Annotated in this window: 9 protein-coding genes and 1 riboswitch; of the genes, 5 read left to right on the top strand and 4 right to left on the bottom strand. The window is 47.3% G+C overall.

Features of this window, described 5'->3' with window-relative positions:
- Window positions 1-101: 101 nt before the first annotated feature.
- Window positions 102-1,379 carry an O-acetylhomoserine aminocarboxypropyltransferase/cysteine synthase family protein gene (locus tag HUF13_RS06980; RefSeq protein ID WP_173474453.1) on the bottom strand — a complete coding sequence of 426 codons (1,278 nt, stop codon included), beginning with the start codon at window positions 1,377-1,379 and terminating at the stop codon, window positions 102-104.
- Window positions 1,380-1,620: 241 nt separating this feature from the next.
- On the opposite strand from HUF13_RS06980, the gene HUF13_RS06975 reads away from it, so the two are divergent.
- Both HUF13_RS06975 and HUF13_RS06970 read left to right on the top strand, forming a co-directional pair.
- The gene (locus HUF13_RS06975; RefSeq protein ID WP_173474452.1) at window positions 1,621-2,763 is read left to right on the top strand and encodes a hypothetical protein; all 1,143 of its coding nucleotides are present in this window, start codon (window positions 1,621-1,623) and stop codon (window positions 2,761-2,763) included.
- 35 nt (window positions 2,764-2,798) lie between these two features.
- Window positions 2,799-3,755 (top strand): DMT family transporter, encoded by a 957-nt coding sequence (locus HUF13_RS06970; RefSeq protein WP_173474451.1) that lies wholly within the window; start codon window positions 2,799-2,801, stop codon window positions 3,753-3,755.
- Between the two features lie 4 nt (window positions 3,756-3,759).
- Here HUF13_RS06970 and HUF13_RS06965 read toward each other — a convergent pair whose 3' ends face one another.
- Both HUF13_RS06965 and HUF13_RS06960 read right to left on the bottom strand, forming a co-directional pair.
- Window positions 3,760-3,984 carry a hypothetical protein gene (locus HUF13_RS06965; RefSeq protein ID WP_173474450.1) on the bottom strand — a complete coding sequence of 75 codons (225 nt, stop codon included), beginning with the start codon at window positions 3,982-3,984 and terminating at the stop codon, window positions 3,760-3,762.
- Between the two features lie 29 nt (window positions 3,985-4,013).
- The gene (locus HUF13_RS06960) at window positions 4,014-5,135 is read right to left on the bottom strand and encodes a radical SAM protein (protein ID WP_173474449.1); all 1,122 of its coding nucleotides are present in this window, start codon (window positions 5,133-5,135) and stop codon (window positions 4,014-4,016) included.
- A 107-nt stretch (window positions 5,136-5,242) separates the two neighbouring features.
- A riboswitch (cobalamin riboswitch) is annotated at window positions 5,243-5,459 on the top strand.
- Between the two features lie 71 nt (window positions 5,460-5,530).
- Between HUF13_RS06960 and HUF13_RS06955 the strand changes: the two genes are divergently transcribed.
- Window positions 5,531-7,576 carry a TonB-dependent siderophore receptor gene (locus tag HUF13_RS06955; RefSeq protein WP_304038936.1) on the top strand — a complete coding sequence of 682 codons (2,046 nt, stop codon included), beginning with the start codon at window positions 5,531-5,533 and terminating at the stop codon, window positions 7,574-7,576.
- A gap of 70 nt (window positions 7,577-7,646) precedes the next feature.
- Window positions 7,647-8,729, top strand: a complete 1,083-nt coding sequence (locus HUF13_RS06950) for a YncE family protein (RefSeq protein ID WP_173474447.1) — start codon at window positions 7,647-7,649, stop codon at window positions 8,727-8,729.
- 69 nt (window positions 8,730-8,798) lie between these two features.
- Here HUF13_RS06950 and HUF13_RS06945 read toward each other — a convergent pair whose 3' ends face one another.
- The gene (locus tag HUF13_RS06945; protein WP_173474446.1) at window positions 8,799-9,938 is read right to left on the bottom strand and encodes a sigma-54-dependent Fis family transcriptional regulator; all 1,140 of its coding nucleotides are present in this window, start codon (window positions 9,936-9,938) and stop codon (window positions 8,799-8,801) included.
- Between the two features lie 291 nt (window positions 9,939-10,229).
- On the opposite strand from HUF13_RS06945, the gene HUF13_RS06940 reads away from it, so the two are divergent.
- Window positions 10,230-12,347 (top strand): glutamine synthetase III, encoded by a 2,118-nt coding sequence (locus tag HUF13_RS06940; protein WP_173474445.1) that lies wholly within the window; start codon window positions 10,230-10,232, stop codon window positions 12,345-12,347.
- Window positions 12,348-12,378: the final 31 nt, after the last annotated feature.

Genomic DNA, 12,378 nt, shown 5'->3' with positions numbered 1-12,378 from the left:
GGTTCCCTAAATATAGGCATATATGCGGGATATGGCTATATAAGAAAACGACGCTGATTGGTCAGCGCCGTTTTTGATGTATTGAGGTGTAATACGATTGTTTACACTTTGTCCAAAGCCTGCGTGAGGTCGGCGATAATGTCTTCGACGTTCTCGATACCCACGCTGAAACGGATGAGGTCCGGTGCAACGCCTGCTTCGATGAGCTGTTCGTCGGTGAGCTGACGGTGCGTGTGGCTTGCCGGATGCAGCACGCAGCTGCGGGCGTCGGCCACGTGAGTCACGATGCAGATCATCTTGAGGCTATCCATGAACTGGATGGACTTTTCACGACCACCCTTGATGCCGAACGTGAGAACGCCGCACGGGAGACCGCCATTGAACTGCTTCTGGGCGAGTTCATAGTACTTGTCGCCTTCGAGGCCTGCGTAGTTGACCCAGGCCACCTTCGGGTGGTTCTTGAGGAACTTGGCGCAGGCGAGAGCGTTTTCGCAGTGGCGCGGCATGCGGAGGTGCAAAGTTTCAAGACCGAGGTTCAAGAGGAATGCGTTCTGCGGAGACTGGATAGAACCAAAGTCGCGCATGAGCTGTGCGGTAGCCTTCGTGATGAAAGCGCCCTTGCCGAATGCCTTCGTGTAGGCGAGACCGTGGTAGCTCGGATCCGGTTCGGTGAGGCCCTTGAAACGGTCGTGGTTTGCTTCCCAGTCGAAGTTGCCGCTATCGACGATGCAGCCGCCCACAGCAGTAGCATGGCCATCCATGTACTTGGTGGTGGAATGCGTCACGATATCGACGCCGAATTCAATCGGACGGCAGAGAATCGGAGTCGGGAAGGTGTTATCGACGATCATCGGAACGCCGTGCTTGTGGGCGAGATCAGCAAAGCGCTTGAGGTCCAAAACCTTGCCAGCCGGGTTTGCGACTGTTTCGCCGAAGACGCACTTGGTGTTCGGGCGGAAAGCCTTTTCGATTTCTTCGTCAGAGGCATCCTGGTCAACGAACGTGCATTCGATGCCGAGCTTCTTCATGGTCACGGAGAAGAGGTTGCTCGTGCCGCCGTAAATAGCAGAAGTGCTGATGAAATGGTCGCCAGATTCGCAGATGTTGAAGACGGCATAGAAGTTTGCTGCCTGACCGGAACTCGTGAGCATCGCGGCAACACCACCTTCGAGAGCGGCAATCTTGTTAGCGACGGCGTCGTTGGTCGGGTTCTGCAGACGGGTGTAGAAGTAGCCGGAAGCCTTCAAGTCGAACAAGTCGGCCATGTCATTGGTGGTCTCGTACTTGAACGTGGTGCTCTGGTAAATGGGGAGAACGCGCGGTTCGCCGTTTTTCGGCTGCCAGCCGCCCTGAATGCAAAGAGTTTCGATTTTAGACATTTTGTAATCCTTTATAAATTATTTATGGCTTGTAATATAGTTAGATTCTATAGCATGGTCTAGTAAAATGGTTTTCGAAAATGTCTGAAAGTAAGAAAGTATAGGCGAAATTAGGTAAAAGTTATAGATAGTAATAATTAAAAACTATATGTGGAAAATCGATTTTGCCATTTTGGACTTTAACACGGTTTTTCGTTCTTTCCATATTGTTTGTATATTAAGAACAAGAAAAGGAGACCGTATGCGGAACGTTAAACTCGCAATTTCATTATTCTGTATTGCATTTTATTTTGCATCTTGTGGGGATGATTCCGCATCGTCGAGTAATTTTTTGACGGAGCCTGAATCGAACGGTTCAATGTCTTCTGAGACGGTAATATCTTCTAGCAGTTCTATCGAGGGAGTTTCGTCTCTAGAGATTTCTTCTTCAAGTGTCCTTTCTTCATCGAGTGAATTGTTATCATCGAGTGCTCCCGATGCCAAATCGAGTTCATCGTTTACAGTCAGTGGTATTGTCATAAAAAATGGAGACAAAAAAAAGACTGTCCAAAGATTCGATGCGGATCCTAAAATGACGCAGTCTGCCGGACGTTTTTGGTTGTTAATGTCAGGCAATCTTGATAAATCCGAAACAGAAGCTCTTGAAAAAATTGGAATTCATAGACTGCGTTGCTACAGCGGTTCCATTCATTATCTTTTTGAATATAGTGGTTATAGAAGTGAATATTCCTATATGGATCTTTGTCTGATGAAAGCTGATAAGGATGTTGAAAAAATGACCATCATGTCTTTAGTTGAGGAGGTGTACAATACGTATGATGCTGATGAGTCTGTTGCGGATGGTATTGTATATAGTTCTCGCGGTAAAGAAACTCTTGTCAAGAGGATTGATGATGATTCGCTTATGACGCAAGTGGCAGGACGTTTTTGGATTATCAAGGATTACCCAATGGAAAAGGCTGAACGCGAGTCGCTAAAGGGTGTAGGCATTGATATTGTGAATTGTTCAGCTCTTTATACGGATAACTTAGATATGAACATTTGCTTTGCGAAATCAGAAAAGGATATTGAAAAGGTGGCTATTGATTCTCGTATTGATGGGCTGTATAACACGTTCAGTGTCGATGATACGACGAAGCTGGAATTTGACTACACGGGGGCGCATTGGGTTGTTGAAGATGTGTCTCTTGAAATTGTTGTCGGCTGCTGGGATGATATTCCAATGGATGCTTGTAAAGAAATTGTGAAAACTTGCAAAGGCGAGGATGTCGCATTAGATAGATCTATCATTCTTGGCACCGCCACGAGCGAAACGATCGATTGCCTTTTGTCGAATAAAGATGTTAACAGTGTGGAACCTTTGCGATATGGGGCCCCGTTATAGACTACTGGCTTTATAAAAAACTATCTTTGCGGTCGATGAAACCTGCTCCGATTAAAGCCTTTGAATCTACAGCAAACACCTCGCGTGGTCTTGCACTTTGGCATATCCTTGCGATTGGAACAATTGCATTTTGGGGCACGAGTTTTGTGAGCACGAAGGTGCTTTTGAATCACGGGTTCTCGGCGGTGCAGATTTTTACGTTGCGCTTTACGGTGACGTACTTGCTGCTGCTCGCCATGACGCATAAAAAATTCCGTTGTGAAAACTGGAAGCACGAACTGATTCTTTGCTTGTGCGGGCTGACGGGTTGCACGCTTTACTTTTGGGCGGAGAACACGGCGCTCTCGATTTCGCCGTCGAGCAATGTTTCGCTGATTGTCTGCACGAACCCGCTTTTGACGATGATTTTTGGCGGGCTTATTTACAAGAGCGAACGTCTTTGCAAACGGCAAATTATCGGGTGCCTTGTCACGTTTGTTGGCATGGTGCTTGTGGTGCTGAATGGAAAGTTTATTCTAAAACTTTCGCCGGTGGGCGATTTGCTCGCGTTCTGCTCGGCTTGCATGTGGACGATTTATTCGTTGATTGTACGACCTCTCAATGAAAAATATTCTACGTTGTTTATAACTCGAAAGATGTTTTTCTATGGCGCGCTTTCGTCAATAATCATTATGCTGGGCGAAACGGCGTTTGCTCCAAATGAAGCGGGTGCAGGGCTTTTCCTCGGAGTCCTGTGGCAGAACTTTGCGGAACCTGTCGTGTCGCTCAATTTTCTTTGCCTCACGGTGTTCTCGTCAATGTTTGGATACCTCATCTGGAATAAGGTACTGAAGCAACTTGGAACGGTTTTGGCGAGCAATTATATCTATGCGATTCCGCTTGTGACGATTATTACGGCTGTGATTGCGCTTGGCGAAAAAATAACAGCCGTCGCCCTTGCGGGCGCGGCGGCTATTGTTGCGGGCATGGTGCTCGCGGAATGGAAAAAGTAAAGAATTACTTTCTGAGATTGACTTTGTCCTTAATTGCATCTTTCAGCGGAGTCTTGCCGCCTGTTGTAATTTTGGGCGGTACGATGGGTTCCTTCGGTCCTTTCGGGATATAACCCGGAGCGATGTCACCTTCAAGCGGCTTGATGCGACCTTGGATGCCGTCTGTATTCGGTTTTTTCAAGTCGGCTGTGGCAGCGACTTTATTGATGCTGATTGTTTTCTTATCCATTATTTCTCCTTGTTGTAGGTGGATTGAATTTATAGGATGTCTTCCGCCTTACCTTCGTTTTGAAGTTTGACGGCAAATTCATCGCAAATTGCACTGAGGATGCGCTCGTGTGTGCATACTTCTGGTGAAACCCCGAATAGGCTTCCCGTTGTGTAAAATGAGGTGCAACCGCATTCATGTGCGGCGCAGCGACGTTGGATGGCGCATCCAATGCATTCCTTTTTTTCAGTTTCGAGGAACCTGTAAACTTCTTGAGCTGCAGGGCTATCGTATATGTGGTCTTCTTTATCTAGAACGTTACCAAGTAAGTAGGGGGCATTGGGCTTGCTGGAAATGAATCGGCTGCATGGGAATACGTTTCCATTCGTTGCGATGCCGATGGATCCTTTGAGAATGTCGCAAGAACAATGTTTTACCTTTAGGTCGAGAGCGTGGAGCAGAATATGGTCCTGTATTGTTTGTATGTAAAAATCACTTTTCTCTTTTTTGAGATTGTACCAAAGTTCTGCAAGTTTGGTGTACTCGGCTGCGAGTGCATCCATGTCTTCTGAAGTCCAGCGCCCGTCGAAGTCAACTGCATTTTGAACGTTTTTAAAACCTTGCGCTTTAAGCCACTTGACGGAATCGGTTAATCCCTTAATGTTGTTTCTGTTGGTGACTGAAATCACGAAAGCGTCTTGTTTGACCAATTCTGGAATGAATGGTGCTAAGGCATCGAAACTCCCCTTGTTGTTTACGGTTCGTCTTGAAAGATTGTGCCGTGATGCAGGACCATCGATTGATACATATATTGTGAATTTTTCTTTTTTGAAATATTCGAGAATTTCGTCATTTAATAAGGTGCCGTTTGTATTGATGGCGAAAACCAATGCGAAACCTTTGGGGAGTTCGGAAAAACGGCTTTGCACGAGATTTTTGAGAAAGGAAACACTTTTTTGTATGGCGTCAAACTTTAGGAGAGGTTCTCCTCCGAAAAATGTGATGGACAAATAATCGTGTTTGAACTCAATTGTCTTATCTAAAATGTAGCGGAGGCTTGCTTCTCTGACCTCATCGCTCATATCGGCGCATCGTTCGTTCTGACTTTCGTTATAATAACAATAGGTACATCTAAGATTGCATTTTTCGGTTAAACTTAATAAAACTCTCATAAATTCCTCGTTTACGAGAAATTATAAAAGAATAGTTGTAAAGTAGAATTGAAAAATATTTGTTACATACCCTTGCCGTTATTACTATATTTTGTGTTGTAATTGCCTTATGCGGTAAAACGCTGTATGGCTTTCGTGAAGAAAGCTTTATAAGAGAATCCCGTGAAAGCCGGGAACGGTCTCGCCGCTGTAAGGGAGGACGAAACTAGCGTAAACCAATGCTCGTCGCAAGTCGGAAATTCTGTTTTGCAAAGGCGGGTGTGAAGGGGCTGGAAGTAGAGTGATCCCCGAGTCAGAAGAACTGTAAGGCACAACGGGCGCTTTGCGCCACGGGTTGTTAAACGGTGCGAAAGACATCGCTTTGCATAGCCACGCATTTGCGTAGGTATTTGACTGTGTGCGGAGGCATTTACAGTCGTGTTGGCGTTCGCGTGTGCGCGGCCGTACTGCTTGCGAGCGTTTCTAGTTTTTCCGAAGAGTTTATTCAGGATTTAGGCGAGTCGTCTGTTTTCGGAACAGCGTCAGAAAATGTAAAGCCGTTGCAGGCGTCTTCGAGCTATGCCGAGATTACGCCGGAGGCATGGGAAGGTCGCGGCCTTTCTGCGGCTGAAGTTTTGGCTTCGCTTCCGGGCGTGCAGTACACGCGTCAGGGCGGTGTCGGGAGCTTCCAGACCGTGAGTATTCGTGGAGTTTCGGCAAAGAACATTGTCGTTTGCATGGACGGAATCCCGTTGAACGATGCGTCGGGTGGTGCGGTTGATTTTGGAACGATTGACTTGAATCAGATTGAAAAGATTGAAGTCTACAAGGATCGAGTTCCTGCAAAATTTGGCGGTCGCGGCATTGGCGGAGCCATCAACTTTATCACGAAAGGTTCGAAACCTGCCGAAGCAGTGCTCAAGCCTGAAGAGAAAAAGTCGGGTCGTGTGCTTTTGAGTTATGGTAGCCACAACACGTGGGAAGCTTCGACGCAGTTGCTCTCTCGTTTGACGGATAGCGCCTCGGTGAGTGCGTCTTTGTCGGCGCGGCACAGCGATAACGATTACGAATTTGATAGCCAGAACGGAACGCCGTACAATCCCGATGACGATTTTACGGATACGCGCAGGAACGCTGAATTTACGGAATATTCTGGGCTTGCCAAAGTTCGCGTCTTGCATGCGAATGGTGTGTTTTCGACTTTGAATTTTAACTTTAGCCGTTCTGAAGGCGGTAACCCAGGACGCGATGACGACCAAACGTCTGTGGCGGGCTACAAGGGCGAGTTTGTACAGACGACGTATCGTGCAGAACTTCCGCAGTTGCTCGGTTGGCTTTGGTTGGAACTTTCGCTGACGGGAAAGTATGAAAAGGCGACTTCGCATTCGTATTATCCATTGGATCATCTGGGCTATACGATGTCTGGAATGCAGGAATATGGTGCTGCGGGTTATAGCCTCGCCCCTGAAATCGTTGCCAGTTATTTGGGAGAACGGCTAGAAGCGAATTTGCGTTTATCCTTGGATGCGTCCTATTATGAAAAGCGGGGGACGTCGTCGAGTAAATGGAACTTGATGCGTGTTGCGACGAATATCTCTGGTGATGTTTCTTATGATGTTGTTCGAAACCTTTCTGTAGGCGGTGAAGCTTCGGCGTTAATTGTCAAGGATGATATTCATGGTGGAAAATTTGTTCAGCCTACGACATCGGTTGTGCTGAAAACAGCGAAAGACCGTAATGTTTCGTGGTCTGGACGAGGCTTTGTGCGCTATGATGCACCGAATTCTCGGTTCGGTGGCAACTTGAGTTTTGGACGATTTGTTCGTACGCCTCAATTGATGGAGCTTTATGGTGTTTATCCAGGAATGCTCTCAAATCCTGATTTGAAGGATGAATCGGCGTTGCGTTTTGAAGTCGGTGGCTATTATATGATTCCCAAAAGCAATACCGCAATTCGCGCAACGTATTTTGAAACCGATTTGGATAATGGAATTTATTGGTTGGTGAGTGCAGGTATTTCAAAACCGAAGAATGTTGGAGAAGCGCATATTCGTGGGCTTGAAGCGGAACTCGAAAGTAGGCCGAAAAAATGGCTTTCCGTGGTTTTACGAGCGACATTCCAAGATGCTGAAGATCGTAGCGATGAAAAGTATTACTATGGCAAACAACTCCCGAATGAACCTGCGCGTTCGTATTATGCGGAGGCTCGATTTGATTTGCCGTTCCATCTCGATTTGACATGGACTTCGGAATATCGTACCGACATCTTTGATGACCGTGCAAATCGCATAAAACAGCCTGCTGTTGATTTGCACCACTTTGCGTTGGGCTATACGCCGTTTTCAAAAACTCGACTTGTTTTTGCGCTCAGGAACTTGACGGATGAAACTTATAGAAATCCCTATATATCATTCCCGACACCGGGGCGAGAATACAAATTAACATTAACACAGGGGTTTTAACCCCGCGCAGAATGGGACTTGCAAAATCTGTAATTCACATCGTCTGCGAAAAACATAAAAAGGAACCACTATGAAAAAATTTCTTATGCTTGCAACGGCATCGTCCCTTGCCCTCTATATGACGGCTTGCTCGGACAACTCCACTTCTGCTGATGATGAACCGCTTAAGCCGGGTTCTGTTTATGCATTTGCGTCTGATGCATATGCGGGTGACGTTGGCGAACTCTATGGAGTGGATGACGACAAATTGTCCGGAACGTCTCTTGAATTCTATCAAGATACCAAGATAATTGGCCTTGATGGTAATCTTTTCGTCCTTGAAAGAAAGGGTAAGGACAACCTTACGCTTGTTGATGTTTCTGAAAATAAGGCAAAATGGCAGAAAAAATTGGATAAAGAAGCCAACCCGAGCGACCTTGTAAAGGCCAATAAAGATGAAGTTTGGGTCTCGTATGAAAATGTCGCTAAAATTGTAAAGGTGTCCGTAAAGAATGGAGAAATTACCAAGACTATTAATACGGATAAGTTCTGCCAGGGCGAAGCTTTGTCCCCGAATCTTGTGGATCTTGAAGTGAGTGGCGATACCTTGTTCGCACTCTTTGGCCGTTCTGAAAATTATAATTTTAAGGTTCCGGCTCTCCTTGCTATGTATAAGCTTGATAATGGCGATTTGCTGGATACAATTAGACTTGCGAAGAAAAATCCGATGGCAATGGGCTTTACCAAGGGTAAGCTTTATGTGGCATCCGCTGGTGAATGGAGCGCAACCTATCAGATGGATGCTGATGATACTCGTGGTATCGAAGTGGTTGACTTTGCCAAGAAGAGTTCCTCGATGGTTGTTGATGGCAAGAAGTTGGGTGGCGGCGTCTGGAATACGATCGTTCTTGCAGATGGCATTGCCTATGCTCCTGTGATTGAACAGTGGGGTAGTGTGTCTCTTGCTGAAGTTGATCTTGCTGAAAAGTCTGTGAAAAAGATTTCTGGCGTGGATGACGTTGAAAGTCTTGCTTATGATGAAGCTACTGGTGTGCTCTACATCGGTGATCGTGGCTCCAAGGCTGCGCTTTATGCATACGAAGATGGCAAGCTGAATAAGATTGAAGCTCCGAAGGATATGCTCCCGGTCTACAGTGTTACAATCGTAAGATAAGTAACGAGAAATAATGGATTCCCGCTTACGCGGGAATGACTTTTTGTCATCCTCGACCTGATCGAGGGGCTAATTCGAGGCGGCTATTCCTAGCCGCCTTATTTTGTATAGCATCATGCGCGGGCTCACGGAAAGGTCGCGCCCGGCGGCGCTCATGTTGCCATCGTGGCGGCGGAGCGCTTCGCTTAAAATTTCGCGTTCGTAGCTGTCCATCAGCGTGGCAAGCGGGCTGTTGCCTTCGGGGAGCACGGATGTGCCAGATGTGACGTCGGTTTGCAGCGTGGGCGGCAAGTCGTAGGCGTTGATGCAGACGTCTGTTGTGGCAAGGCATGCGTGTTCGATGCAGTTTTCGAGTTCGCGCACGTTTCCCGGCCAATGGTAGCTCATGAGCATGTCGATGGCGGGTGAGCTTAAGCGCAAAATTTTCTTGCCGTATTTGTAATTCATCTTTTCGATGAAATGGTCCGCTAAAAGCAAAATATCTGTTTTACGTTGTATGAGCTCAGGGAGCGAAATCTGGAAAATGTTTAGGCGGTAATAAAGGTCTTCGCGGAACGTGCCGTGTTGCATCATTGCTTCGAGATTCTTGCCAGTGCTTGCGATGAGACGCACGTTGCAGCGCTGCTCGATATTGCTGCCGAGGCGCTTGAAACTTTGTTCTTGAATAAATTGCAGTAGCTTGATTTGCGCGGGGAGCGGCAAGTCGGCGACTTCATCTAGAAATAGCGTGCCGCCGTTTGCTTGTTCCGCCTTGCCGATGTGCCTGTTGGTGGCGCCTGTGAACGCTCCTCGTTCAAAGCCGAAGAGTTCGCTTTCGAAAGAGTTCGCGCCTTCGGTGAGGGCATCGCAGTTGAGTGCGATGAATGGACTTTGCTTGCGGTCCGAAAGCTCATGAATACTGCGGGCAACGTATTCTTTACCGGTTCCTGCCTTACCGCGGATAAGCACTGTTGCGCTTGTGGGGGCGATTTGCCGTACGAGTTTGCTCACTTCACGCATTTCGCGGGTGTTGCCGATGAGTTCTCCCGGGATTCCTTCGATGATGTTGCGGATTTTTTGGCACTCGATTTGGTGCTCGTTTTCGATGGATTCGAAGTTTTTCTTTAAAATCCCTTGAATGCTTTCAAGAAGCTCGCCACGCTTGCGAACCTTTTGGATTTTCTCGACGATGGCCGCGAAAGTCGTGTTTTCAAGGGATTGTATATCCATGTTTATTCCAGATTCCCTGTTGCTGCGCCGGGCCTGCTGTAACCCGACGCAGCTCTAGGAGAGATGAACGGGTTTAATATAGTAAATATTTTGTCATATGCTTTACAAAAATGTAATAAACTGATTTATTTTTACAAAAATGTAATGAAAAGTGCGAAAAATTGGCGATTTTTTCAATGCAAAGCGTGTTTTGGGTTGCTAATTTTCTGTGTGCTTAAGTAAAATGTCACTGGATGCTTCGTTTCACTCAGCATGACGTTAAGTAATCACTTTAAAAAGACTGGAAAAAACATGAATAGTAGTCGTAATAAAGCCATTTATGATATCGCAACTGCTCCGGTGAGTGCCGTGCTGCCTGCCGCTCCTGCCAATGTCGATTTCTATGGCGAAGACGTTTTCAATGCCGATGCCATGCGCATTTACCTCCCGAAAGACATTTGCGAAAAGTTGCTCGCAACGATCGACGAAGGTGTTGCGCTTGACCCGAGCATCGCTGGCGATGTCGCTCATGCTATGAAGCGCTGGGCGATGGATCGCGGTGCAACGCATTTTACGCATTGGTTCCAGCCTTTGACCGGTTCTACTGCTGAAAAGCACGATTCTTTCCTTGAACCGTCTGGCTGCAAGGCTATCATGACATTCAGCGGCAAGAACTTGATTGTCGGCGAACCTGATGCTTCAAGCTTTCCGAGCGGCGGACTCCGTTCTACGTTCGAAGCCCGCGGTTATACCGCTTGGGATCCGACGAGCCCTGCATTTATCAAGCGTCACGGCAATGGTGCTACGCTCTGCATCCCGACGGCATTCTGCAGCTACACGGGTGAAGCTCTCGACAAGAAAACTCCGCTCCTCCGCAGCTTGCAAGCTCTTTCGAAGTCGACTCGCCGTCTCATGACTTGCTTCAAGGCCGGTCCGAAAAAGACGACCGTTACGCTCGGCGCCGAACAGGAATACTTCCTGATCGATAAGAGATTTTATCTGCAACGCCCGGATTTGTATCAGGCCGGCCGCACGATTTTTGGTGCTACTCCAGCAAAGCATCAACAAATGAATGATCATTATTTTGGCAGCATCCCGAGCCGCATCTTGAACTTTATGAACGATGTGGAAAAGGAATTGTGGAAGCTTGGTATTCCGGCAAAGACCCGCCACAACGAAGTGGCTCCGGCGCAGTTCGAACTTGCTCCGCTTTTTGAAGAAGTGAACCTCGCTTGCGACCACAACATGCTCGTGATGGAAACGCTCCGCAATGTGGCTGACCGCTACGGTCTCGTTTGTCTGTTGCACGAAAAGCCGTTTGCAGGTGTGAACGGTTCTGGCAAGCACAACAACTGGAGCCTTTCTTATGGCAAGGGCAATTTGCTCAATCCGGGCAAGGACCCGCATCAAAATGCTGTGTTCCTCACTGCCATTTGCGCCATCATGTATGCCGTTGATACGCATGCTGATTTGCTCCGTATGACTTGCGCTGGTGCTGGTAACGATCATCGTCTTGGCGCTCATGAAGCTCCTCCGGCAATCATCTCCATTTACCTCGGCGATCAGCTCATGGACGTGATTGAACAGCTCGAACAAGGTGTGCCCAAGTCTAGCAAGCAAGCTGGCGCTATGAAACTTGGCTCTGATACACTTCCGCCGCTCCCGCGTGATGCTACGGACCGCAACAGAACTTCGCCGTTTGCATTTACAGGTAACAAGTTTGAATTCCGCGCACCGGGTTCTAGCCAAAGCTGCTCTGAACCAAATGTTGTTCTAAATACGATTGTCGCTGAAGCATTCGATATGATTGCTGAACAACTCGAAAAGCTTGATGATAAAAATTTCCACACGGGCTTGCAAAAGATCTTGCAAAAGATCGTGAAGGAACATAAACGCATTTTGTACAACGGAAATGGCTATACGGAAGAATGGGTGAAGGAAGCCGAAAAGCGCGGCCTCCCGAATATCCGTACGTCCATGGAAGCGCTCAAGGCTTTGACGAAGGAAGAAAATATCGCGCTCTTCGAAAAGTATGGCGTGATGAACCGTGCCGAAATGGTTTCCCGTTACGAAGTGAATGTAGAAGATTACCACAAGCGCATTCACATCGAAGGCGAAATCGCTCGCGATATGGCAAAGAACATCATTTTGCCGAAGGTTGTCGAAGCGTATTCTAAAGCACTCAAGACAAATGAAATGGCTTTGAACCAAGGCTTCCCGGGCCTCGATGGTTACGCAAAATCGCTTGGCGAAGGCTTGACTCGTTTGACGGCTGCCATCGATGTGATGGAAAAATCTCTCGGTGGACTCCACGAAGGCATTGTCGATGCGATTGCCGCTCTCCGCAAGGAAGTGGATAGCTTGGAAAAGCTCGTTTCCGACGAACTTTGGCCTTTGCCGAAGTACAGGGAGATGCTGTTTATTTATTAGTAGACAGTAGGAAGTTAGAAGTAGACAGGGA

Source organism: Fibrobacter succinogenes, from assembly GCF_902779965.1.
Classification (GTDB): domain Bacteria; phylum Fibrobacterota; class Fibrobacteria; order Fibrobacterales; family Fibrobacteraceae; genus Fibrobacter; species Fibrobacter succinogenes_F.
Note: the sequence above shows the minus strand (reverse complement) of the source record. Positions and strands in the feature narration are given on the sequence as shown.